This is a genomic window from Comamonas faecalis (assembly GCF_039538025.1).
GTDB classification, from domain to species: Bacteria; Pseudomonadota; Gammaproteobacteria; order Burkholderiales; family Burkholderiaceae_C; genus Comamonas_C; species Comamonas_C faecalis.
Genome location: NZ_BAABBP010000007.1, coordinates 121285 through 144424 on the forward strand (window position 1 = coordinate 121285; position 23140 = coordinate 144424).

Here is a 23140-nt window from a genome sequence, read left to right on the forward strand (position 1 = left end):
ATCAGTCGGCCATCAAGCGGCTTGCTGAGCGGCGGCCTGCTTGACCAGGCGCTCGACCGTCGGCGACGCCTGCGCGCCAACGCTCTTCCAGTAGGTCAGGCGATCCTGGGCGATGCGCAGGGTCTGCTCGCCGCCCTTGGCCGTTGGGTTGTAGAAACCCAGGCGCTCGATGAAACTACCGTCGCGGCGCACGCGCTTGTCGGCAACGACGATGTTGAAGAACGGACGGGCCTTGGCGCCGCCGCGGGAGAGTCGAATCACGACCATGATGAATCCTTCGGGTGGTCGCAGCACATGCTGCATTGATTCTTGCGGCGTTTGAGACACGCGACTTGGCCACCCGGCCAGCGACACGCAGCAAAAACGGCGATTATAGCGTGATCCGCTCCATGCCCGCCACCTGCGCCAGCAAAGGTGGCGGCAGCAATACTCGCAGCGCCCGCCGCCCCACATGCGATCTGCGGGGGACAGAAAGCACGGTGCCTGGCGCCACATCACACGGATGGGGAAAGCCCTTGGGCATGGCCGACACCAGCGCACCCGCGTGTTCTTGCTCCAATAATCGCTGCCATGAAAAACAAGACGCTTGCCACCTGGCTCACCTTCGTCGCCGGCCCGCTGGGACTGCACCGCTTTTATCTGCACGGGCTCGCCGACTGGCTGGGCTGGCTGCTGCCGATACCGACGGCGCTGGGCTTCTACGGCATCGAGCGCGCGCGCCTGTATGGGCTGGACGACCAGCTCAGCTGGCTGCTGATCCCCTGCCTGGGCTTCACCTTTGCCGCCTGCGCGCTGCGCGCCATCCTCTACGGGCTGACGCCCTGCGAACGCTGGAACGCACGCTACAACCCCCAGGCCGCAGCCGACGCGCCGGCCGGGCGCACCCACTGGCTTGCAGTCATCGCGATGGCCATGGCGATGACCATCGGCACAGGCGCACTGATGGCCAGCATTGCGTTCAGTTCGCAGCGCTTTTTTGAATACCAGATCGAGGAAGCGCGCAAGATCTCCCAGCCACAGCAGTAGCGACTGCCGGCACTCCGGCCGGCAGTCCGGTCAATAGAACTGCAGGCTGAGCCAGTACGCCATCGAGGCGACGAAGGCGCTGGCCGGAATCGTCAGAATCCAGGCCCAGACGATGTTGCCGGCCACGCCCCAGCGCACCGCGCTGGCGCGCTGGGTCGAGCCCACGCCGACGATGGCACCGGTGATGGTGTGGGTGGTGGAGACCGGCACACCCAGCCAGGTGGCAAAGAACAGCGTGAGCGCCCCGCCGCTTTCGGCGCAAAAACCGCCGACGGGCTTGAGCTTGGTGATCTTCTGGCCCATGGTCTTGACGATGCGCCAGCCACCGAACATCGTGCCCAGGCCGATGGCCGAGTAGCAGGCGATGATGACCCAGGCCGGCGGCGCGCCTTCGCTGACCTGCGAGTAGCCAGTGGCGATCAGCAGCAGCCAGATGATGCCGATGGTCTTTTGCGCGTCGTTGCCACCGTGGCCGAGGCTGTAGGCGCCGGCCGAGACCAGTTGCAGGCGGCGAAACCACTTGTCCACGCGGCTCGGGCGGGTGCGCCGGAAGATCCAGGCGACCAGCACCATCATCAGTGAACCGAGCACGTAGCCGAGCAGCGGCGAGATGAAGATGAAAGCCACCGTCTTGACAATGCCGCTGGCCACCAGCGCGTCGACGCCCGACTTGGCCATCACCGCGCCGACGATGCCGCCGATGAGCGCGTGCGAGGAACTGCTGGGAATGCCGTAGTACCAGGTGATCACGTTCCAGGTGATGGCGCCGATCAGCGCACCGAAGATCACGTGGGTGTCGACCACCCCGGGGTCGGCAATGCCCTTGCCGATGGTGGCCGCCACGCTCAGGTGGAAGACGAAGATCGCGAAGACGTTGAAGAAGGCGGCAAATATCACGGCCTGGCCGGGCCGCAGCACGCCGGTGGAGACGACGGTGGCAATCGAGTTGGCCGCGTCGTGAAAGCCGTTCATGAAGTCGAACAGGATGGCGAGAGCCACCAGGACGACGACGACCCATAGGGCAATTGGTACTGTTTCCATGCTCAGAAGGGAAAGCGCTGTGCCTTCAGTGAATGTGCGGCGTGGCCGGAGGGCACGATCTCAGGAGTTTTCCAGGATCACGCCTTCGATCAGGTTGGCCACGTCCTCGCAGCGGTCGGTCACGGTCTCCAGCAGCTCGTAGATGGCCTTGAGCTTGATGACCTCGCGCACGTCGGGCTCCTCGCGAAACAGCTTGCTGACGGCCGAGCGCAGCACGCGGTCGGCGTCGTCCTCCAGGTGGTCGATCTCCTCGCACAGCTTGAGCGCGCGCTCGGCCGCCGGGGCTTCGGCAATGCGCGCGAGCTGGCCCACCGCGTCGGCCACGCACTGGCAGCATTTGAGGCTGAGCTCGGCCAGGCGCGCGACCTCGGGCGTCAGGTGCTGCAGGTCGTACAGCGCCATGGTCTCGGCCGCGTCCTGCAGCAGGTCGACCACGTCGTCCATCGTGTTGATCAGCGAGTGGATCTGCTCGCGGTCGATCGGCGTGATGAAGGTCTGGTGCAGCATGCGGTTGACCTCATGCGTGACCTTGTCGGCCTCGCGCTCGGCCCGGTCGATCTCACGCGTGTACTTCTCGCGCGAGTCCAGGTCGCCGTAATGCTCCACCAGGTGCGAGAAGGCCTTGGCGGCCTCGACGATGCGCAGCCCGTGCTGGTTGAACATCTCGAAAAAATTGCCCTCGCGGGGCAACAGCTTTCCAAACAACATGCGCTCTCCTGGTGGGATGGTGCGACGGCGGCTAGACGGAAACAACGAAACGCGCAGGGTATGGCGCATCCACGAAAACCCGGATTCTAACGACCTGCCTTACCCCCCTCGGAAAATGAAAAAAACCGCACCCACCAGGCACAGCCCGGCCCACAGGTAGTCCCACTTGAGCGGCTGATCCATGTACAGCACGGCAAACGGCACGAACACGCTCAAGGTGATCACTTCCTGCAATATCTTGAGCTGCCCCAGGCTGAACACCGTGAAGCCGATGCGATTGGCAGGCACCTGCAGCAGGTACTCGAACAGCGCGATGCCCCAGCTCAGCAGCGCGGCCACGTACCAGGGAGCGCTAGCAAGGTTTTTCAGATGACCGTACCAGGCGAAGGTCATGAAGACGTTGCTGGCGACGAGCAGGGCGACAGTCTGCAGTGGAATGGGCAGCGAGGACGGCATGGTGGCGCATTGTCTGGCAAAACGCTGTCCGCGGCGCGACTGGCGCACCCGCGCGCGCCGTGTCACGATGGCGGCCTTCCCGTATTGAGTTGCCTCCAGCGACGACACCGCCATGCGAATCGAGATTCCCGAACAGAAAAAATGCGTCCACGCCATGACCATTCCCATGCGCTGGGGCGACATGGACGCGATGGGCCACATGAACAACGCGGTGTACTTCCGCTTCATGGAGACCGCGCGCATCGACTGGCTCACCGCGCTGGGCTACGGCGCCAACCCGCAGGGCGAGGGTGTGGTGATCGTCAACGCGTTCTGCAATTTCCTGCACCAGTTCCAATACCCCAGCGACGTGCACGTGCGCACCTTCATCAGCCCGCCGGGGCGCAGCAGCTTTGACACCTGGACCACGATGGAGCGCGCGGATCGCCCCGGCGTGCTGCACTCCACGGGCGGCGCGACGGTGTGCTGGGTCGACTTCAAGGCGCAGAAATCGGCACCTTTGCCGCAGTCGCTGCGCGACCTGCTCCTGAATGTCCCCGCCCTCTGACTCGACGATCTGCCGACAAAACGGCGCGGGGCGCCCGAAGGCGCCCCGCTATGCCCACCGGTGCCGGGTGGCGCATCAGGCCGATTCGTCGCCCAGGTAGGCCGCGCGTACGCGCGGGTCGGCCAGCAGCTCCTTGCCGCCGCCGGTCATCGTGACCAGGCCGGACTCCATCACGTACCCACGGTCGGCAATCGCCAGCGCGCGGCTGGCGTTCTGCTCGACCAGCACGATGGTCACTCCCAGCGCGTACACGTCGCGCACCACCTCGAAGATCTTGTCGACCATGATCGGCGACAGGCCCATCGACGGCTCGTCGAGCAGCAGCACCTTGGGGCGGCTCATCAGCGCGCGGCCCATGGCCAGCATTTGCTGCTCGCCGCCGCTCATGGTGCCGGCCAGCTGATCCTTGCGCTCGCGCAGGCGCGGGAAAATCGTGAAGATTTTTTCCACGTCGGCGGCAATGCCGTCCTTGTCCGTGCGCGTGTAGGCGCCCATCAAGAGGTTTTCGGTGATGCTCATGCGCGCGAACACGCCGCGGCCCTCGGGCACCATGACCAGACCTTCCTTGACCAGATCCCAGGCGCCGCGCCCCTTGATGCTGCGCCCCAGGTACAGGATGTCGCCGTCGTTCATCCCCAGCGAGCCGGTGATGGCCTTCATCGTCGTCGTCTTGCCGGCGCCGTTGGAGCCGATCAGCGAGACCAGCTCACCCTCATGCACCTCGAAGTCGATGCCCTTGACCGCCTGGATGCCGCCATACGCCACCTTCAGCCCCTGCACCTGCAGCAGGATGTTGTTGGATTTTTCTGCCATGGCTCAATGTCCTCCGGTGCCCAGGTAGGCTTCGATCACTTTTTCGTTCTGCTGCACCTGGGCCGGCGTTCCCTCGGCAATCTGCTTGCCGTAGTCCAGCACCGTCACGCGGTCGCACAGCCCCATCACCAGCTTCACGTCGTGTTCGATCAGCAGGATGGTGCGATTGTCGTTGCGGATGCGGTCGATCAACTCGCGCAGCTGCACTTTCTCGGTCGCGTTCATGCCGGCGGCGGGCTCGTCGAGCGCGATCAGCTGCGGGTCGGTGGCAAGCGCCCGGGCAACCTCCAGGCGGCGCTGGTCGCCGTAGCTGAGCGTGCGCGCCTTGAAGTCGGCATATTTGCCGATACCCACGTAGTCCAGCAACTCTTGGGCGCGCTGGGCAATCTCGGCCTCCTCTTTCTTGAAGGCTGGGGTGCGAAAGATCGCGCCAAACAACCCCGAGTGCGTGCGTATGTGGCGTCCCACCATCACGTTCTCCAGTGCCGTCATGTCGGCAAACAGCCGGATGTTCTGGAAGGTGCGCGCAATGCCGGCCTTGGCCACCAGGTGCACGGCCTTGGGGTGGTAGGGCTTGCCGCCAAGCTCGAAGTTGCCCGTATCGGGCGTGTACAGGCCGGTGATGACGTTGAAGAACGTCGTCTTGCCTGCGCCGTTGGGGCCGATCAGGCCATAGACCTGGCCGCGTTCGATGGTGATGCCGACGCCCGAGAGCGCCTGCAGGCCGCCAAAGCGCTTGGAAATATCGGCAACGCGCAGCACCACGTCTTTTGTTGTCTCTGCCATGGGTGGTTCTCCGTGTGCCGTCAGGACTTGTGCAGCAGGCTCTTGCCGTGCTCGGGCGTCGGCCACAGGCCGCGCGGGCGCAGCAGCATCACGATGATCATGGCCAGGGCGATCAGGAGCTGGCGCATGATGCCCGCGTCCAGCCGCCCGTCGGTCATCTGCTGCAGCGGCCCGGCAACGAAGCGCAGCGCCTCGGGCAGCGCCGACAGCAGCACCGCGCCCACGATCACGCCCGGAATATGGCCGATGCCGCCGAGCACGACCATCGAGACGATCATGATCGACTCCATCAGGCCGAACGACTCGGGCGAGACAAAACCCTGGAAGGCGCTGAACATGGCACCGGCCACGCCGCCGAACGACGCGCCCATGCCAAAGGCCAGCAGCTTCATATTGCGCGTGTTGATGCCCATGGCCTTCGCGGCGATCTCGTCCTCGCGGATCGCCATCCAGGCGCGGCCGATGCGCGAGTCCTGCAGCCGATAGCACACGAAGATGGTGAACAGCACCAGCGCCAGGAACAGGTAGTAGTACATCGTCACGGCCGAGACGCGGTAGCCGAAGAAGTCGTGCGGCCTGGCCAGATCGAAGCCGAAGACCTTGACCGAGTCGATCAGGCTGATGCCCTTGGGACCGTTGGTGATGTTGACCGGCTGGTCCAGGTTGTTCATGAAGATGCGGATGATCTCGCCAAAGCCCAGCGTCACGATGGCCAGGTAGTCGCCGCGCAGCTTGAGCACCGGAATGCCCAGCAGCACGCCAAAAAACGCCGCCAGCGCCAGCGCCAGCGGTATCACCGCCCACAGCGACAGATGCATGCCATTCGGGAAATGCGCGGCGAACCAGGCGAAGTTCTCGGTCAGGTGGGGCGAGGCGAGCAGCCCGAACATGTAGGCGCCGACCGCATAGAACGCGACATAGCCCAGGTCGAGCAGGCCGGCGTAGCCGACCACGATGTTCAGCCCGAGGGCCAGCATCACGTACAGCAGCGACAGGTCGGCGATGCGCACCCAGGCGTTGCCGAAGTACTGCAGGATGTGCGGCAGCACCAGCAGCACGACGGCGCCCAGGATCCACTGGAGTTTCTTGCTTTGCATAATGGTCTCTCCTCAGGCGCGGTCGGCCACGCGCTCGCCCAGCAGGCCCGAGGGGCGCAGCGTCAGCACGATGATGAGCACGAGGAACGCGAAGATGTCCGAGTACTGGCTGCCCAGCACCCCGCCGGTGAGCGCGCCCAGGTAGCCCGATCCGATCGACTCGATCAGCCCCAGCAACACGCCGCCGACCACGGCGCCGGCCAGGTTGCCGATGCCGCCGAACACCGCCGCGGTGAAGGCCTTCAGGCCCGGCAGAAAGCCCATGTAGTGCTGCGCCGTGCCGTAGTTGGACGCCAGCATCACGCCTGCAATGGCCGCCAGGATGGCGCCGATCACGAAGGTGGCCGAGATCACCATGTCGGGCTTGACGCCCATCAGCGCGGCCACGCGCGGGTTCTCGGCCGTGGCGCGCATCGCACGGCCCAGCCGGGTATAGCCCACCAGGTAGACCATGGACAGCAGCGAAACGACTGTGACCACCAGGATCACGATCTGCGTGGTCGTGATCACCGCGTTGCCGATCGCGTGGGGCTCCATCGGCAGCAGCGTGGGATAGGCCTTGACCGTGGGCTTCCAGATGATCATCGCAATCGTCTGCAGCAGCAGCGACATGCCGATGGCGGTGATCAAAGGCGCCAGGCGCGGGCTGTTCCTCAGCCGCTTGTAGGCCACTTTCTCGATGAAGAAGTTGAGCACCGCCGCCACCACGCAGGCAATCAGCGTGGCGATCAAAAGCACCAGCCAGCCCGGCGCGTCGGGCATGGACTCCTGCATCAGGCCGATGATGCTCCAACTGGTCAGCGCACCGACCATGAGCACCTCGCCGTGCGCGAAGTTGATGAGCTGGATGATGCCGTACACCATGGTGTAGCCCAGTGCGATCAGGGCGTACACGCTGCCCAGAACCAGACCATTGATGATCTGTTGCAGCAAGATGTCCATAAACCAAGTCCTTTGTTGTGACATAAGGTGCGCCGCGGCAGCCGGCACCGGGTGGATCGCACGCGCGGGCCTGCATCGAAAAAACCCGCCAGGCACGGGGTCTGCGCGGGTTCGGCACGGAAATTCTGTCACGGGAAGTACGGCCTTCCCGAACCACGATGGCCGGGGTTTTCCCTTGCTGCCCCAGGCAATCTACGGGTAATTGCGCCCTGCCCTGCCCCGGTTCGCTGCTGCACCCATACAACACTGGCGGGCACTGGCACGCCGCCGCAGCGGGGACGGCGCAGCACCCACAGTCCCGAGAACGTGTCCAACAAAGGCGCGCTGCCGCAAACCAATCAGGACGAGGCCTCCCGGCCGGCCATTTGCAGCAGCCAGCGCGAAAAATCGCCCAGCATCGGCGCTCCCTGCTGTGCCGGATGGACGAGGTAGTAGGCACGCCCACTGTGCAGCGTCTGGTTGCAGGCGGCCACCAGCGCGCCCTGCGCCAGTTCGACCTCGATCAGCATCGGCGGGATCAGCGCCACGCCCATGCCCTGCTGCGCCGCGATGGCCAGCATGGAGAACAGCTCGTAGCGCGGCCCGTCCAGCGCCAGCGGCGCCGCCACGTCCACCGCGTCGAACCACTGGCGCCAGGCGTGCGGGCGCGTGCTTTGCTGCAGCAGCGGCAGCTCCGCCAGCTGCTGCGGCTGCACGGTCGCATACGCCCGCCCGCGCCCGCGCGGCGCCGCGGCTTCAAGCAGCTGCGGGCTGCACACCGGCAGCACCTGCTCGTCCATCAGCCACAGCGCCTGCGTGCCCGGCCAGTTGGCCACCTGCTCGGGCGTGCCGGCGTACAGCGCGGCGTCAAAACGCGTGTCGGCAAACAGAAAAGGACGGGTGCGCGTGTCGATGTGCACCACGATCTCGGGGTGGGCGCGCGCCAGCAGCGGCAGGCGCGGCAGCAGCCAGCGCGTGGCAAACGTGGGCACCGCCGCCAGCGACAGCGCCCCGCCATGGCCCTGGTGCGCCATCAGATCCAGCGTGTCGCGCTCCAGCCCCTGCAGCCAGCGCCCCACCAGGCGGGCGTAGTGGGCGCCGGCCACCGTCAGCTGCACGCCGTGGCGGGTACGGCGAAACAGCGCCACGCCCAGCATGTCTTCGAGCGCCAGGATCTGGCGCGAGACCGCGCTTTGCGTCAGCGCCAGCTCCTGCGCCGCGCGGGTATAGCTCTCGTGGCGGGCGGCGGCCTCAAAACAGGCCAGTGCCTGGGTCGATGGAATATGGCGGCGCATGGACAATTCGCAATGGATGGCTCGGGCGGTTCAACAGTGCACGCAGTATTTCATATATTTCATTTTTGAATATCTGCATGCAAACTCATCGCTTGCTTACAGAATACGTCACCGCATACCATTGCAGGACAACGGCATTGGATGCATTTTGCGCATGTATTGCCATTCTTGAACTTATTTCTTTTTGACGGAGACATACCATGGCACGCAGCGCCTTTCAGTGGAACGACCCCTTTTTGCTTGACCAGCAGCTGACCGAAGACGAGCGCGCAGTGCGCGACGCGGCCGCCGCCTACTGCCAGGATCAGCTGGCGCCGCGCGTGCAGGACATGTTCCGCCACGAAAAAACCGACGCCGGCATCTTCCGCGAGATGGGCGAGCTGGGCCTGCTCGGCCCGACCATCCCCACCGAATATGGCGGCGCCGGACTGAACTACGTCAGCTACGGCCTGGTGGCGCGCGAGATCGAGCGCGTGGACTCGGGCTACCGCTCGATGGCCAGCGTGCAGTCGTCGCTCGTCATGGTGCCGATCAACACCTTCGGCACCGAGGCGCAAAAGCAGAAATACCTGCCCAAGCTGGCCAGCGGCGAATACATCGGCTGCTTCGGCCTGACCGAACCCGACCACGGCTCCGACCCCGGCAGCATGATCACCCGCGCGCACAAGGTGGCCGGTGGCTACAAGCTCAGCGGCGCCAAGATGTGGATCACCAACAGCCCGATCGCCGACGTCTTCGTCGTCTGGGCCAAAGAGGTGAGCGAGGGCGGTGCGGTCGGCCCCATCCGCGGCTTCATCCTGGACAAGGGCATGAAGGGCCTGACGGCACCGGCCATCCACGGCAAGGTCGGCCTGCGCGCCAGCATCACCGGCGAGATCGTGATGGACGAGGTTTTCGTCCCGGAAGAAAACGCCTTCCCCGAGGTGCAAGGCCTCAAGGGCCCGTTCACCTGCCTGAACAGTGCGCGCTTCGGCATCGCCTGGGGCGCCATGGGCGCGGCCGAGTTCTGCTGGCACACCGCACGCCAGTACACGCTCGAGCGCAAGCAGTTCGGCCGCCCGCTGGCAGCCAACCAGCTGATCCAGAAGAAGCTGGCCGACATGCAGACCGAGATCACGCTGGGCCTGCAGGCGGCGCTGCGCGTGGGCCGCATGAAGGACGAGGGCCAGAACGTGGTCGAGATCACCTCGCTGATCAAGCGCAACAACTGCGGCAAGGCACTCGACATCGCCCGCCTGGCGCGCGACATGATGGGCGGCAACGGCATCAGTGACGAATTCGGCGTCGCGCGCCACCTGGTCAACCTGGAGGTCGTGAACACCTACGAAGGCACGCACGACGTGCACGCTCTCATCCTGGGGCGCGCACAGACCGGGATTGCTGCGTTTGCCAACTGACCCGCTGCGGCAACGCCTGACGCCGCGGCGTCCACGGCGAGCCGGCCACTACGCTGGCTCGTCGTGTTTCTGCATGCCCCCCGCCATCTCCAGCAGGTAGTCAATACAGGTGCGCACCGCGCGCGTCTGGTGGCGGTTGGGCAGGTAGAGCAAATACATGTGCGTGCCGAAGATGCTCAGCCGGTATTCCTGCAGCGTCTGCAGCACGGCGCCGCTGGCAAGCTCCCGCTGCATCACGTAGTCGGGCACCAGGCCCACGCCCAGGCCGGCCAGGATGCCCTGGCGCAGAAAGGGAAAGTGCTCGGAGATCAGCGTCGGCTCCAATAGCACCTCCTGGCGCTCCTCTCCCTGGTAGGCGGCCAGGCGCAGCTGGCGCCCGGTCACGCCGGCGGTGATCACCGGGCTGTTGCGCAGCTCGTAGAGCGTGGTGGGCAGGCCGTGCTGCGCGACGTAGTCGCGCGAGGCACAGGCCACGTAGTGCACCGGCCCCAGGCTGCGCGCGATGACCGACAGCGGCGGCTCGGAGATCACGCGGATGGCGATGTCGACCTCGTCGCGCAGGTGGTCGGCGCGGTTCTCGAACAGCACGTCGAGCACGATGCCCGGGTACAGGCGCTTGAAGTCGATCAGCCAGTCGCTCATCACCAGTTCGCCGTAGCCGCTGGGCACGCTGATGCCCACCCGCCCCTGCAGGCCCTGGCCCAGGTCGGCCACGGTCTCGCGCGCGGCGGCCATTTCGTTCTGGATGGCGCGGCCATGCTCGGCCAGGCGCAGGCCGACCTCGGTCGGCTCCATGTGGCGCGTGCTGCGCTTGAACAGCTGCGCGCCCACCGATTTCTCCAGCTGCGTCAGGTGGTAGCTGACGTTGGCGCGCGTCATCTTGAGCTTGCGCGCCGCCTGGCTCAAGTTACCGGCGTCGATGATCTCGACGAGCAAGGTCAGGGTTTGCAGATCCATGTCAAATTTTATTTGACAGTTTGTCAATGACTGATGGGATTGTACAAATTCATTATCTGCGCAAAATAAATACTTTCTCAATACTTGGAGACACAGCGATGAGCGAACAGGCCGCCCCGGTTCAGACCCGCCTCGATGGCGAGGTGCTGGTCGTGACCATCAACAATCCCCCGGTCAATGCCCTGGGCCAGGCGGTGCGCGCCGGCCTGCTGGCCGCCGTCGAGCAGCTGGAGCAAACCGCCGCGGCGCGCGCCATGCTCGTCGTGGGCGCGGGGCGGGCCTTCATCGCCGGTGCCGACATCCGCGAGTTCGGCAAGCCGCCGCAGGCGCCGGCGCTGCCCGACACAATCAACCGCATGGAAGCCAGCGGCAAGCTGGTGGTTGCCGCCATCCACGGCGCGGCACTGGGCGGCGGCCTGGAGGTGGCCATGGCCACGCATTACCGCCTGGCCCTGCCCGGCGCCAAGCTGGGCCTGCCCGAGGTCAACCTGGGCCTGCTGCCCGGCGCCGGCGGCACGCAGCGCAGCCCGCGCCTGATGGGCGCGCTGCCCGCAGCCGAGCTGATGCTCAGTGGCAAGCACCTGTCGGCCAAGGCAGCGCTGGCTGCCGGCCTGGTGGACAAGCTGGTCGACGGCGACGACCCCACGGCCGCCGGCCTGGCCTATGCGCGCGAGCTGCTGGCCGCCGGCACCGGCCCGCGGCGCACCAGCGAGCTGCCCGTGCCCGGTGACAGGAACGACGCTCTTGCCGCGCTGGATAAGCTGGCGCAGGACAGCGCCAAGAAGACGCGCGGCCTGTTCTCGCCGGCCAAGATCATCGAGTGCGTGCGTGTTGCAGTGCAGACGCCGTTTGCCGAAGGAGCGAAGCGCGAGCGCGAGCTGTTCCTCGAATGCCTGAACAGCCCGCAGCGCGCCGGCCTGGTACATGCCTTCTTCGCCGAGCGCGAGACCGCCAAGATTCCCGAGGCCAAGGCCGCCCAGCCGCGCCACTTTGCCAAGCTGGCCATCATCGGCGGCGGCACCATGGGCGCCGGCATCACCGTGTCGGCACTGGACGCCGGCCTGTCGGTGGTGATGATCGAGCGCGATGCCGAGTCGATCGCGCGCGGCCGCAAGAACGTGGAGAAGGTCTACGACGGCCTGATCGCCAAGGGCCGCATGACGCCCGAGGCCAAGACCGCCACCATGGCGCGCTATACGCCATCGACGAGCTATGACGACATCAAGGACGTCGACATGGTGATCGAAGCGGTGTTCGAGGACATCGAGGTCAAGAAGGCCGTGTTCAAGGAGCTCGACCGCGTGTGCAAGAGCGGCGCGGTGCTTGCCACCAACACCTCCTACCTGGACATCGACGCCATCGCCGCCGTGACCAGCCGCCCGCAGGACGTGATCGGTCTGCATTTCTTCAGCCCGGCCAACATCATGCGGCTGCTGGAGATCGTCGTGCCCGCCAAGGTGGCGCCCGACGTGGTGGTCACCGCGTTCGAGCTGGCCAAGCGCATGAAGAAGGTGCCGGTGCGCGCCGGCGTGTGCGACGGCTTCATCGGCAACCGCATCCTGTCGGTCTACCGCGAGGCGGCCAACCATGTGCTCGAAGACGGCGCCAGCCCCTACGAGATCGATGCGGCGGTGCGCGAGTTCGGCTATCCCATGGGGCCGTTCCAGGTGTCGGATCTGGCCGGCGGCGACATCGGCTGGGCCACGCGCAAGCGCAAGGCCGCCACGCGCGACCCCAAGGCGCGCTACGTGGAGATCGCCGACCGCATCGCCGAGCGCGGCTGGTACGGCCAGAAGACCGGCCGCGGCTGGTACCTCTACCCCGAGGGCGCGCGCGTGGGCCAGCAAGACCCCGAGGTGCTGGCCATCGTCGATGCCGAGCGCCAGAAGAAAGGCATCACGCCGCGCGCCTTCACGCACGAGGAAATCATGCGCCGCTACATGGCGGCCATGGTCAACGAGGGTGCCCGCGTGCTCGAAGAAGGCATTGCGCTGCGCCCGCTCGACATCGACGTGACCTTTCTGTTCGGCTACGGCTTCCCGCGCTGGCGCGGCGGCCCGATGCAATGGGCCGACATGCAGGGGCTGGACAAGGTGCTGGCCGACATCGAGGAGTTCGCCAAGGAAGACGCGCAGTTCTGGCAGCCCGCCGCCCTGCTCAAGAAGCTGGTGGCCGAGGGCAGGAACTTCGCCAGCCTGAACCAGCGCTGACCTCTCCTCCCCCCTTTGGGGGAGGGAGAAAAACCGCCCGCCCACACTGCACAAGCAGCCACCAATTCGATAGAAAAACATTCCCAAGGAGCATCTCATGCGCGAAGCCGTCATCGTTTCCACCGCCCGCACGCCGCTGGCCAAGTCCCACCGCGGCGAATTCAACATCACGCCCGGCGCCCAGCTGGGCGCGTTCTCGGTGCAGGCCGCGGTCGAGCGCGCCGGCATCGAGCCCGGCCTGATCGAAGACCTGATCTGGGGCTGCGGCTACCCCGAGGGCACGACCGGCCGCAACATCGGCCGCCAGACCGCATTGCGCGCCGGCCTGCCGGTAAGCGTGGGTGGCACCGTCATCAACCGCTATTGCTCCTCGGGCCTGCAGGCGATTGCCGTGGCGGCAGGGCGCATCGTGCTGGAGGGCGTGCCGGCCATGATCGCCGGCGGCGTGGAGAGCATCTCGCTGCTGCGCTCGAACAACACCAACCCGGCCGACGCCGACCCCTGGCTGGTCGAGCACAAGCCCGCGCTGTTCATGGCCATGATCGACACGGCCGACATCGTGGCCCAGCGCTATGGCATCAGCCGCGAGGACCAGGACGCCTTCTCGCTGCAAAGCCAGCAGCGCACCGCAGCGGCCCAGGCCGCCGGCGTGTTCGACAACGAGATCGTGCCCTGCGCCACCACCATGGCCGAGAAGAACAAGGAAACCGGCGAGGTGACGCAGCGCGAAGTGGTCGCCACGCGCGACAACTGCAACCGCCCCACGACCACGCTCGAAGGCCTGGCCAAGCTCGAGCCGGTCAAGGGCACGGGCAAGTTCGTCACCGCCGGCAACGCCTCGCAGCTGTCCGACGGCTCCGCCGCCTGCGTGCTGATGGAGGCCAAGGAGGCCGAGAAGCGCGGCCTGCAGCCCCTGGGCGCCTTCCGCGGCTTTGCCATTGGCGGCTGCGAGCCCGACGAGATGGGCATTGGCCCGGTGTTCGCCGTGCCGCGCCTGCTGGAGCGCGCCGGCCTGAAGGTCGATGACATCGACCTGTGGGAATTGAACGAGGCCTTTGCCTCGCAAGCCCTGTACTGCCAGCGCAAGCTCGGCATTCCCAACGAGCGCCTCAACGTCAACGGCGGCGCCATCTCCATCGGCCACCCCTTCGGCATGACGGGTGCGCGCCTCACGGGCCACATCCTGCTCGAAGGCCAGCGCCGCAAGGCGCGCGGCGAGAAGGTCAAGTGGGGCGTGGTCACGATGTGCATTGGCGGCGGCATGGGCGCGGCCGGTCTGTTCGAAATTTTCTGAAAGAGCACCACCATGGATCTGCAATTCACCCCCGAAGAAGAGGCGTTCCGCGCCGAGGTGCGCGCATTCCTCAAGGACAACCTGCCACCAGCATTGGCCGCCAAGGTCAAGGCCGGCCAGCGCCTGACGCGCGCCGACCAGGACGGCTGGCATGCCATCCTCAACAAAAAGGGCTGGCTGGCCTACCACTGGCCCAGGGAGCATGGCGGCACCGGCTGGACGCCGATCCAGAAGTTCATCTTCGACGACGAGTGCGCCATGGCCGGCGGCCCGCGCCTGGTGCCGTTCGGCCTGTCCATGCTGGGCCCGGTGCTGATCAAGTTCGGCAACGACGCGCAGAAAAAACACTGGCTGCCGCGCATCCTCAATGGCGACGACTGGTGGTGCCAGGGCTATTCCGAGCCCGGCGCGGGCTCGGACCTGGCCAGCCTCAAGACCACGGCCGTGCGCGAGGGCGACCACTACGTCGTCAACGGCCAGAAAACCTGGACCACCCAGGGCCAGCACGCCAACATGATGTTCTGCCTGGTGCGCACCAACAAGGACGTCAAGGCCCAGTCGGGCATCAGCTTCGTGCTCATCGACATGAACCAGCCCGGCGTGGAGGTGCGCCCCATCCGCACGCTGGACGGCGACGCCGAGGTCAACGAAGTGTTCCTGACCGACGTGAAGGTGCCGCTCGAGAATCTGGTGGGCGAGGAGAACAAGGGCTGGACCTATGCCAAGTACCTGCTGACCTATGAGCGCACGGGCATTGCCGGCGTGGGCTTCTCGATGGCGGCGCTGGAAAAGCTCAAGCTCATCGCCAGCCGCGTGCAGCGCAATGGCAAGCCCTTGGCGCAGGATCCGCAGTTCGCCACGCGCATGGCGCAGGTCGAGATCGACCTGAACAACATGGCCACGACCAACCTGCGCGTACTCGCGTCGGTGCAGGGCGGCGGCGTGCCGGGGGCCGAGAGCTCCATGCTCAAGATCCGCGGCACCGTCATCCGCCAGGAGCTGCTGTCGCTGATCCGCCGCGCCATGGGGCCGTATGCGCTGCCCTATATCGAGGAGGCGCAGTTCGCCGAATACGCCGAGCCGCCCGTAGGCCCCAAGGAGGCCGCGACGGCCGCTGCCGCCTACTTCAACTACCGCAAGCTGTCGATCTTCGGCGGCTCCAACGAAATCCAGCGCAACATCATCAGCAAGATGATCCTGGGGCTGTGAGGGGATCGCCATGAACTTTGAACACAACGAAGACCGCCGCATGCTGGCGGACGCGCTGGGCCGCTACCTGAGCGAGCAGTACCCGGCGGAATACCGCAACCAGGCGGCCTATGGCGCCACCGGCTACAGCGCCGAGACCTACGCCAAGCTGGCCGAGATCGGCGCCATTGGCGCACTGTTCAAGGAAGCCGACGGCGGCTTTGGCGGCGCCGGCCCCGACATCGCCCTCGTCTTCGAGACCCTGGGCAACCACCTGGTGACCGGGCCCCTGCTGGGCGCGCTGCTCGTCGGCCGCGCCCTGACCGAAGCCGGCAGCGACGCGCAGAAGGCGCGGCTCGAAGACATCGTCGCCGGCACCGCGATCGCCGCGCTGGCGCATGACGAGCCCGACAACCACTATGAGCTGAACCGCGTCGCCACCGCTGCCAGGAAGAGCGGCGATGGCTGGGTGCTGAATGGCGCCAAGGCCGTGGTGCTTTTCGGCGATCAGGCGCAGTTGCTCCTGGTCAGCGCGCGCACCGCTGGCGCCGTGGGCGACGAGGCCGGCATCTCGCTGTTCCTGGTGCCGGGCGACGCCGCGGGCATCAGCGCGCGCGGCTATGGCCGCATCGACGGCGGCCACGCGGCCGAGCTGGTGCTGACCAACGTACAGGTGGGCGCCGACGCACTGCTGGGCGCGGAGGGCGCAGGCCACGCGCTGCTGGAGCGCGTGGTGGGCTTTGGCCTGCTGGCGCTGGCGGCCGAAAGCCTGGGCGCCATGGACAAGGCCAAGGGCGACACGCTGGAATACCTGCGCACGCGCAAGCAGTTCGGCGTGCCGATCGGCAGCTTCCAGGCCCTGCAGCACCGCATGGCCGACATGCTGCTGGAGGTGGAGCAGGCGCGCTCGGCCGTGATCAACGCCGCCGCAGCGATCGACGAGACCGACCGCGTGGCGCGCGAGAAGGCCTTGAGCGCCGCCAAGTACAGCGTCGGCAAGATAGGCACGCTGATCGCCGAGGAGGCCATCCAGATGCACGGCGGCATCGGCGTGACCTGGGAGCTGCCGCTGGCGCACTACGCCAAGCGCCTGGTGATGATCGACCACCAGCTCGGCGACATGGACCACCACCTGGCGCGCTGGATGGCTCTGTAACACCTTCCCCCTCTGGGGGAAGGTGGGGATGGGGGCTGCACGCATGACGCGCAACACCTGGCGGCATGACCGCCGCTGGCCTCCACCCCAGCCCTCCCCCAAAGGGGGAGGGGGCAAGACAACTATCGGCCCCGCCTGGCCTAGGAGACATGGATGACCCCTGATCATTTGCTCACGCGTCGCGAAGGCGCCGTGCTCGTGCTGTCCAACAACAACCCTGCGGCGCGCAACGCGCTCACGCCTGGCTTCTACACCGGCCTGACCGAGGCGCTGCACGCGGCCGCGGGCGACGCCAGCGTCGGCGCCATCGTGGTCACCGGCGAGGGCGGGCACTTCTGCGCCGGCGGCGACCTGCGCCAGCTCATCCACCGGCGCGAGCTGCCCATAGGCGAGCGGCGCCAGCGCCTGGAGCTGCTGCACAACCTGGTGCGCGCGCTGCGCGACTGCCCCAAGCCCGTGATCATGGCGGTGGAGGGCGCGGCCGCCGGTGCCGGCCTGTCGCTGGCGCTGGCCGGCGACATGCTGGTGGCGGCGAAGAACGCGCAGTTCTCGGTGGCCTACGTCAAGGTGGGCCTCACGCCCGACGGCGGCGCCACGGCGCTGCTGTCCGAATTCGTCTCGCGCCAGGTCTTGACCGAGCTGTGCCTGACCGGCGAACGCGTGAGCGGCGAGCGCATGCACCAACTGGGCGTGGTGAACCGCCTCGTCGAGCCCGGCCAGGCGCTGGCCGCGGCGCTGGCGCTGGCGCAGCAGGTGGCCGCCGGCCCCGAGCTGGCCACCGCGCGCATCAAGCACCTGTGCCGCGTGGCGCCGCGCAACACGCTGGAGCAGCAGCTGGAGCTGGAGGCGCTGTACATGCCGCTGTCGCAAGAGACCGAGGAGTCGCGCGAGGGCATCAACGCCTTCCTGGAAAAGCGCGCGCCCGATTTTGCCAAGCTGCGCAGCAGCAAGCCGGGCTGAGCGCCGGTGCGCCTTGCATAAGGAGGGATGGACGTATGAGCCGATCCATTGAAGACGCGCGACGGGTTCTGGACGCGCAGCCGTTCAGTCGCCTGGTCCGGGCAGAAATGACGCAGTACACGACGCAGGTGGTGGAGCTGCGTGTGCCCATCACCGAACAGATCCAGCAGCAACACGGCTTTGTGCATGGCGGTGTGGTCTCGTACCTGGCGGATAACGCGCTCACCTTTGCAGGAGGCATGGCACTGGGGCCTGGTGTGGTGACCTCGGAATACAAGATCAACTATGTGCGTCCCGCCGTCGGCGATTGGCTTGTCGTACGCGCCACGGCGGTGCATGCAGGCCGTACACAGGCTGTCTGCCGTTGCGATGTCTATGTGCTCGCTGGCGGCACTGAAAAGCTGTGCGCTGTCGCACAGGGAACGATTGCCCTGATGGGCGCGAAGAAAACCGACTGACTTGAGCAACAAAGGAATGCGAGCCATGGCATCGACCCATCCGTCCGACCAAGACTTACCCCTGCAAGGCGTGCGCGTGCTGGATCTCTCGCGCGTGTTTGCCGGCCCCATGTGCGCCATGGTGCTGGCCGATTTCGGCGCCGAGGTGATCAAGGTCGAGCACCCCGGTCGCGGCGACGACACGCGCGACTGGGGACTGCGCATCGGCAAGACCGAGACCACCTACTACAACAGCATGAACCGCAACAAGCGGTCCATCACCATCGACCTGCAAAGCGCCGAGGGCAACAAGATCGTCCACGAGCTGGTGCCGCAGTGCGACGTGGTGATCCACAACTTCAAGACCGGCGGCGCCGAGAAGCTGGGCCTGGGCTACGAGCAGCTCAAGGCGCTCAAGCCCGACTTGATCTACTGCGCCGTGGCCGGCTACGACGTGAGCGGCCCCGAGGCCAGGCGCCCCGGCTACGACCTGGTGATCCAGGCCGAGGCGGGCCTGATGGCGCTCAACGGCGAGGCGGGCACCCCACCACTCAAGTTCGGCGTGGCCGTAGTCGACCTGATGACCGGCATGTACGCGGCCCAGGCCATCCTGGCCGCCTTGTTCCAGCGCGATCGCAAGGGCGCCGGCAAGCTGATCGAGATGGCGCTGTACGACTGCGGCCTGATGATCACGGGCTACTACGGCCTGGACGCGCTCAAGCTCGGCCACGACCCCGAGCGCTACGGCAACGCCCATCCCTCCATCGTGCCCTACGGCATGTTCCAGGCCTCGGACGGCCCGCTCATCATTGCCGTGGGCAACAACGCCCAGTTCGAGAAATTTTGCCGCCAGGTCATCATGCGCCCCGACATCGTCGAAGACCCGCGCTACGCCACCAACGTGGAGCGGGCAAAAAACCGCCTGGAGCTGGGCCCGATGCTCAAGGAGCTGATCCACACCTTCCCGCGCGACCTGCTGCTCGAGCGCCTCACCGCCGCCGGCATCCCCTGCGGACGCGTCGCCGGCCTGCACGAGGCCCTGACCAGCGAGCGCACGCAGCGCGGCCGCCTGGTGCAGGACATGCCCCACCCCGTCGCCGGCACCACGCCGGTGTTCGCCCCGCCCTACCGCCTGGACGGCCAGCGCCTGCCCATCCGCATGGCCCCGCCCACGCTGGGCGAAGGCACGCGCGAGGTGCTTACGCGCCTGCTGTCCCTGAGCGACGAGCAACTGCAGGCCCTGCAGGCGCAAGGCGTGCTGACGCTGCCTGGCCAGGGCTGAAGCCCCATCCAATTTCATGGCTCCAGGCGCTGCAGCACTCAGCGTCCGAGGCACTTTCAAGGAAATCCGAATGACTCGAACACAACAACCAAAAATTGGGCGCCGTGCATTGTTGCAAGGTGCAATGGCCCTGGGTGGGACAAGCTGGCTGGGAAGCGCTGCAGCGCAAACGGGCAAGCCCTGGCCGAGCAAGCCAATCCGGCTGGTGGTGCCTTTCAATGCCGGAGGCGCGACCGATCTCGTCGCGCGCACGATCGGCGAGTCACTATCGCAGCGCGTCGGACAGCCAGTGATCATCGAGAACAAGGGCGGTGCCTCAGGCATTCTGGGCACCGACACGGTCGCCAGAGCGCCTGCGGATGGATATACCCTGCTGTTATCCCTGAGCACATCGATGCTCATCAATCAGTTCCTCTACACCAAGCTGCCCTACAACCCGCAAAAAGACTTGTCGCTGATCAGCCAGATCGCGGCGGCGCCGGTCACATTGGTCGTGCACCCCTCCGTGCCGGCGAACAACATGAAGGAATTGCTGGCCTGGCTCAAGGCCAACAAGGGCAAGGCTTCCTATGGTTCATGGGGCGTCGGCTCCTACGCGCACCTGGCCGGCGCTTACATGAGCAAGTCCACGGAGTCCGACATGGTGCATTCCGCCTACAAAGGCGAGGCGCCCATGATTCAGGATCTGCTGGGCGAGCAAATCCAGTTGTGTTTCTCCAGTGCCCAGAACACCAAGGCATTCATCGATAACGGGCGCCTGAAAGCCATTGGCGTCACGGGCACGCAGCGCATGGACATCCTGCCCAATGTGCCCAGCATCCATGAGCAAGGGGTGCAAGACGAGGCATACGCCATTTTTGGATGGGTTGCCTTGGGTGCCCCTGCCGGACTCCCGCAGTCCATCGTCGACCAGCTCTATGGCCATCTGCGCGAAATCGCCAAAGACCCAAAGGTGATCGAGCGCATCCAGGGCGCAGGCTTCTCGACGATGATGAACAGCCCGCAAGAATTCCAGCAAAACTACCAGCGCGACCTGCCCGTGTGGAAGAAACTGGTCGAGGATGCCGGTGCTCGCCTTGATTGACACACCGAGCCATGCTGTGAAAAGAAGTGGCGTCCGCTGGCCATGAGCAACGGACAAGCCGCAAGCCTGAGAGGCACCGCGCCAACCACTTGATGGGTAATGGTTTGATGCCTTTATCGTGCAATGACCACCGTCCCACACCATTGCGGCGCAGCCCGGCATCCAGAGGCCGGGGCACTCGATCCCGGCCTGCGCCGGGATGACGGGCGCCATTTCCACGAAGTGACGAATGTCTGTTTTTATGGCGATGCAATCGCCATGTCCGTTAGTTTGAAGGAGTCGATATGAAACACCCTGCCATCACTCGCCGCACCGCGCTGGCCCTGGCTGCCGCGCCGCTGCTGGCCGGCCTGGGCGGCACCGCACTGGCCCAAGGCGCCTGGCCGGCAAAAGTCATCCGGCTGGTCGTGCCCTTTCCGGCCGGCGGCCCCACCGACACGGCCTCGCGCATCGTCGGCCAGCAGTTGGGCGAGCGCCTGAAGCAGACCGTCATTGTCGACAACCGCCCCGGCGCCTCGGGCTCCATCGCAGCGGCCCAGGTGGCCAAGAGCGCGCCCGACGGCTACACGCTGGTCATGCTGGCCACGCCCACGCTGCTGGCGCCGCACCTGTACCGCAAGACGGGCTACGACACGGTGAAGGACTTCACGCCGGTGGCCACGGTGTATGACCTGCCCATCGTCATCGTCGTCAACCCAAAATTGCTGCCCGACGTGACCGACCTCAACGGCCTGATCGCCTACGCCAAGGCGCAGAAGACACCGCTGAACTACACCAGCTCGGGCGCCGGCAGCTTTGGCCACCTGAGCATGGAGCTGCTGCAGCAAATGGCCGGCTTCGAGATGCAGCACATCCCCTACGGCGGCGGCGTTCCGGCGATCACCGACACCATTGGCGGCCAGGTACCCATCATGTACGCCGACCTGGTGGCGGCACTGCCGCACATCAAGGCGGGCAAGCTGCGCGCGATCGCCATCGGCTCTCCCGAGCGCGTGTCCATGCTGCCCGACGTCAAGACCATTGCCGAGCAGGGCGTCAAGGGCTATGACGCGGTCTCCTGGGGCGGCCTGCTGGCGCCGCTGGGCACGCCCAAGGCCGTCGTCGACCGCATCGCGTCCGAGGTCGAGCAAATCCTGGCCGACAAGGAAATCCAGGACAAGCTGCTGGGCGCTGGCGCCATCGCGCACTTCCAGGGCCCGGCCGAGATGGCCGAGCGCGTGCGCAGCGACTACCAGCGCTGGGGCCAGATCATTCGCGACAAGGGCATTGCACCGGAGTAAGCCACCATGAAAACCCGCATCACCGAACTCTTTGGCATCGAGCGTCCCATCATCCAGGGCGGCATGCACTACGTCGGCTTTGCCGAGCTGGCCGCGGCGGTCTCCAACGCCGGCGGGCTGGGGCTGATCACCGGCCTGACGCAGAAGACGCCCGCGCTGCTGGCCCAGGAAATCGCGCGCTGCCGCGAGCTGACCGACAAGCCTTTCGGCGTGAACCTGACCTTTCTGCCCGCGGTCAACCCGCCGGACTACCCCGGCTATGTGCAGGCCATCATCGACGGCGGCGTCAAGATCGTCGAGACCGCGGGCAACAACCCGCAGAAGTGGCTGCCGGCGCTCAAGGACGCGGGCATCAAGGTCATCCACAAATGCACCTCGGTGCGCCACGCACTCAAGGCGCAGTCGATCGGCTGCGACGCGATCAGCGTCGACGGCTTCGAGTGCGCCGGCCACCCGGGCGAGGACGACGTGCCCAACTTCATCCTGCTGCCGCGCGCGGCCAAGGAGCTGTCCATTCCCTTCGTCGCCTCGGGCGGCATGGCCGACGGGCGCTCACTGGTGGCGGCGCTGGCGCTGGGCGCGGACGGCATCAACATGGGCACGCGATTCATCGCCACGAAAGAGGCGCCGGTGCACCAGAACGTCAAGGACGCCATCGTCGCCGCCAGCGAGCTCGACACGCGCCTGATCATGCGCCCGCTGCGCAACACCGAGCGCGTGCTGCTCAACGACGCCACCCAGCGCGTGATCGAGAAAGAGCGCCAGCTGGGCAACAGCCTCACGTTTGCCGACATCGTCCCCGAGGTCGCCGGCGTCTACCCCCGCGTGATGCAGCAAGGCGACATGGAAGCCGGCGTCTGGTCCTGCGGCATGGTCGCCGGCCTGATCGACGACGTACCCAGCGTGCAGCAGCTGCTCGACCGCATCATGGCCGAGGCCGAGGCACTCATCCGCCAGCGCCTGACCGGCCTGCTCAACTGATTATTTACAAGGAGCCACCATGAAAATCCTCGTCCCCGTCAAACGCGTGGTCGACTACAACGTCAAAGTGCGCGTCAAGAGCGATGGCACGGGCGTGGACATCGCCAACGTCAAGATGAGCATGAACCCCTTTGACGAGATTGCCGTCGAAGAGGCCGTACGCCTCAAGGAAAAAGGCGCCGCCACCGAAGTCATCGCCGTCAGCTGTGGCGTGGCGCAATGCC

At 66.2% G+C, this 23140-nt stretch carries 25 protein-coding genes; 15 read left to right on the top strand and 10 right to left on the bottom strand.

Annotation, left to right across the window (positions count from 1 at the left end):
* Window positions 1-12: 12 nt before the first annotated feature.
* Window positions 13-267: a 30S ribosomal protein S16 gene (rpsP, locus tag ABD767_RS05805; RefSeq protein WP_103045234.1), complete on the bottom strand. Its 255-nt coding sequence runs from the start codon at window positions 265-267 to the stop codon at window positions 13-15.
* A gap of 303 nt (window positions 268-570) precedes the next feature.
* Between rpsP and ABD767_RS05810 the strand changes: the two genes are divergently transcribed.
* On the top strand, window positions 571-1026 hold the full coding sequence (locus ABD767_RS05810) for a TM2 domain-containing protein (protein ID WP_103045228.1): 456 nt from the start codon (window positions 571-573) through the stop codon (window positions 1024-1026).
* Between the two features lie 30 nt (window positions 1027-1056).
* On the opposite strand, the gene ABD767_RS05815 is transcribed toward ABD767_RS05810, so the two are convergent.
* The 3 genes from ABD767_RS05815 to ABD767_RS05825 all read right to left on the bottom strand — a co-directional run bounded on the left by ABD767_RS05815 (window position 1057) and on the right by ABD767_RS05825 (window position 3231).
* Window positions 1057-2067, bottom strand: a complete 1011-nt coding sequence (locus ABD767_RS05815; RefSeq protein WP_103045227.1) for an inorganic phosphate transporter — start codon at window positions 2065-2067, stop codon at window positions 1057-1059.
* Window positions 2068-2127: 60 nt separating this feature from the next.
* Complete coding sequence (locus ABD767_RS05820; protein ID WP_103045226.1) at window positions 2128-2775, bottom strand: DUF47 family protein; 648 nt, start codon at window positions 2773-2775, stop codon at window positions 2128-2130.
* A 99-nt stretch (window positions 2776-2874) separates the two neighbouring features.
* A complete protein-coding gene (locus ABD767_RS05825; RefSeq protein ID WP_103045233.1) occupies window positions 2875-3231 on the bottom strand; it encodes a DMT family protein in 357 nt (118 codons plus the stop codon).
* A 154-nt stretch (window positions 3232-3385) separates the two neighbouring features.
* Here ABD767_RS05825 and ABD767_RS05830 point away from each other — a divergent pair, with 154 nt between their 5' ends.
* Window positions 3386-3778, top strand: coding sequence for an acyl-CoA thioesterase (locus ABD767_RS05830; protein WP_344868708.1), 393 nt, complete (start codon window positions 3386-3388; stop codon window positions 3776-3778).
* Window positions 3779-3853: 75 nt separating this feature from the next.
* Here the strand turns inward: ABD767_RS05830 and ABD767_RS05835 are convergent, their stop codons facing one another.
* The 5 genes from ABD767_RS05835 to ABD767_RS05855 form a co-directional block, all read right to left on the bottom strand.
* Entirely contained in the window at window positions 3854-4591 is a 738-nt protein-coding gene (locus ABD767_RS05835; RefSeq protein WP_103045224.1) for an ATP-binding cassette domain-containing protein, read from the bottom strand.
* Between the two features lie 3 nt (window positions 4592-4594).
* A complete protein-coding gene (locus ABD767_RS05840; protein WP_103045223.1) occupies window positions 4595-5377 on the bottom strand; it encodes an ATP-binding cassette domain-containing protein in 783 nt (260 codons plus the stop codon).
* A gap of 20 nt (window positions 5378-5397) precedes the next feature.
* The gene (locus ABD767_RS05845) at window positions 5398-6474 is read right to left on the bottom strand and encodes an ABC transporter permease subunit (RefSeq protein ID WP_103045222.1); all 1077 of its coding nucleotides are present in this window, start codon (window positions 6472-6474) and stop codon (window positions 5398-5400) included.
* 12 nt (window positions 6475-6486) lie between these two features.
* Window positions 6487-7416, bottom strand: coding sequence for an ABC transporter permease subunit (locus ABD767_RS05850; RefSeq protein ID WP_103045221.1), 930 nt, complete (start codon window positions 7414-7416; stop codon window positions 6487-6489).
* Between the two features lie 338 nt (window positions 7417-7754).
* Window positions 7755-8690 carry a LysR substrate-binding domain-containing protein gene (locus ABD767_RS05855; RefSeq protein WP_103045220.1) on the bottom strand — a complete coding sequence of 312 codons (936 nt, stop codon included), beginning with the start codon at window positions 8688-8690 and terminating at the stop codon, window positions 7755-7757.
* Window positions 8691-8890: 200 nt separating this feature from the next.
* Here ABD767_RS05855 and ABD767_RS05860 point away from each other — a divergent pair, with 200 nt between their 5' ends.
* Window positions 8891-10087 carry an acyl-CoA dehydrogenase family protein gene (locus ABD767_RS05860; RefSeq protein WP_103045219.1) on the top strand — a complete coding sequence of 399 codons (1197 nt, stop codon included), beginning with the start codon at window positions 8891-8893 and terminating at the stop codon, window positions 10085-10087.
* A 48-nt stretch (window positions 10088-10135) separates the two neighbouring features.
* On the opposite strand, the gene ABD767_RS05865 is transcribed toward ABD767_RS05860, so the two are convergent.
* Window positions 10136-11044 carry a LysR substrate-binding domain-containing protein gene (locus ABD767_RS05865; protein WP_103045218.1) on the bottom strand — a complete coding sequence of 303 codons (909 nt, stop codon included), beginning with the start codon at window positions 11042-11044 and terminating at the stop codon, window positions 10136-10138.
* A 98-nt stretch (window positions 11045-11142) separates the two neighbouring features.
* On the opposite strand from ABD767_RS05865, the gene ABD767_RS05870 reads away from it, so the two are divergent.
* From ABD767_RS05870 to ABD767_RS05925, 12 genes are all read left to right on the top strand, one after another.
* Complete coding sequence (locus tag ABD767_RS05870) at window positions 11143-13254, top strand: 3-hydroxyacyl-CoA dehydrogenase NAD-binding domain-containing protein (protein ID WP_103045217.1); 2112 nt, start codon at window positions 11143-11145, stop codon at window positions 13252-13254.
* A 97-nt stretch (window positions 13255-13351) separates the two neighbouring features.
* The gene (locus ABD767_RS05875; protein WP_103045216.1) at window positions 13352-14548 is read left to right on the top strand and encodes an acetyl-CoA C-acyltransferase; all 1197 of its coding nucleotides are present in this window, start codon (window positions 13352-13354) and stop codon (window positions 14546-14548) included.
* Window positions 14549-14560: 12 nt separating this feature from the next.
* Window positions 14561-15757 (top strand): acyl-CoA dehydrogenase family protein, encoded by a 1197-nt coding sequence (locus ABD767_RS05880; protein ID WP_103045215.1) that lies wholly within the window; start codon window positions 14561-14563, stop codon window positions 15755-15757.
* Between the two features lie 10 nt (window positions 15758-15767).
* A complete protein-coding gene (locus ABD767_RS05885) occupies window positions 15768-16892 on the top strand; it encodes an acyl-CoA dehydrogenase family protein (protein WP_103045214.1) in 1125 nt (374 codons plus the stop codon).
* A 153-nt stretch (window positions 16893-17045) separates the two neighbouring features.
* The gene (locus ABD767_RS05890; RefSeq protein WP_103045213.1) at window positions 17046-17852 is read left to right on the top strand and encodes an oxepin-CoA hydrolase, alternative type; all 807 of its coding nucleotides are present in this window, start codon (window positions 17046-17048) and stop codon (window positions 17850-17852) included.
* A gap of 35 nt (window positions 17853-17887) precedes the next feature.
* Window positions 17888-18310: a hotdog fold thioesterase gene (locus tag ABD767_RS05895; RefSeq protein ID WP_103045212.1), complete on the top strand. Its 423-nt coding sequence runs from the start codon at window positions 17888-17890 to the stop codon at window positions 18308-18310.
* A 25-nt stretch (window positions 18311-18335) separates the two neighbouring features.
* On the top strand, window positions 18336-19571 hold the full coding sequence (locus tag ABD767_RS05900; protein WP_103045211.1) for a CoA transferase: 1236 nt from the start codon (window positions 18336-18338) through the stop codon (window positions 19569-19571).
* Between the two features lie 70 nt (window positions 19572-19641).
* Window positions 19642-20655: a tripartite tricarboxylate transporter substrate-binding protein gene (locus ABD767_RS05905; RefSeq protein ID WP_103045210.1), complete on the top strand. Its 1014-nt coding sequence runs from the start codon at window positions 19642-19644 to the stop codon at window positions 20653-20655.
* A gap of 123 nt (window positions 20656-20778) precedes the next feature.
* Window positions 20779-20943: a hypothetical protein gene (locus ABD767_RS05910; protein ID WP_344868718.1), complete on the top strand. Its 165-nt coding sequence runs from the start codon at window positions 20779-20781 to the stop codon at window positions 20941-20943.
* Window positions 20940-21935: a tripartite tricarboxylate transporter substrate-binding protein gene (locus ABD767_RS05915; RefSeq protein WP_103045209.1), complete on the top strand. Its 996-nt coding sequence runs from the start codon at window positions 20940-20942 to the stop codon at window positions 21933-21935. Before ABD767_RS05910 ends, ABD767_RS05915 begins: the two co-directional genes overlap by 4 nt.
* A gap of 6 nt (window positions 21936-21941) precedes the next feature.
* Window positions 21942-22916, top strand: coding sequence for a nitronate monooxygenase (locus ABD767_RS05920; RefSeq protein WP_103045208.1), 975 nt, complete (start codon window positions 21942-21944; stop codon window positions 22914-22916).
* A gap of 19 nt (window positions 22917-22935) precedes the next feature.
* Window positions 22936-23140, top strand: a 205-nt coding sequence (locus ABD767_RS05925) for an electron transfer flavoprotein subunit beta/FixA family protein (protein ID WP_425549897.1), incomplete at its 3' end; no start/stop codon positions are given.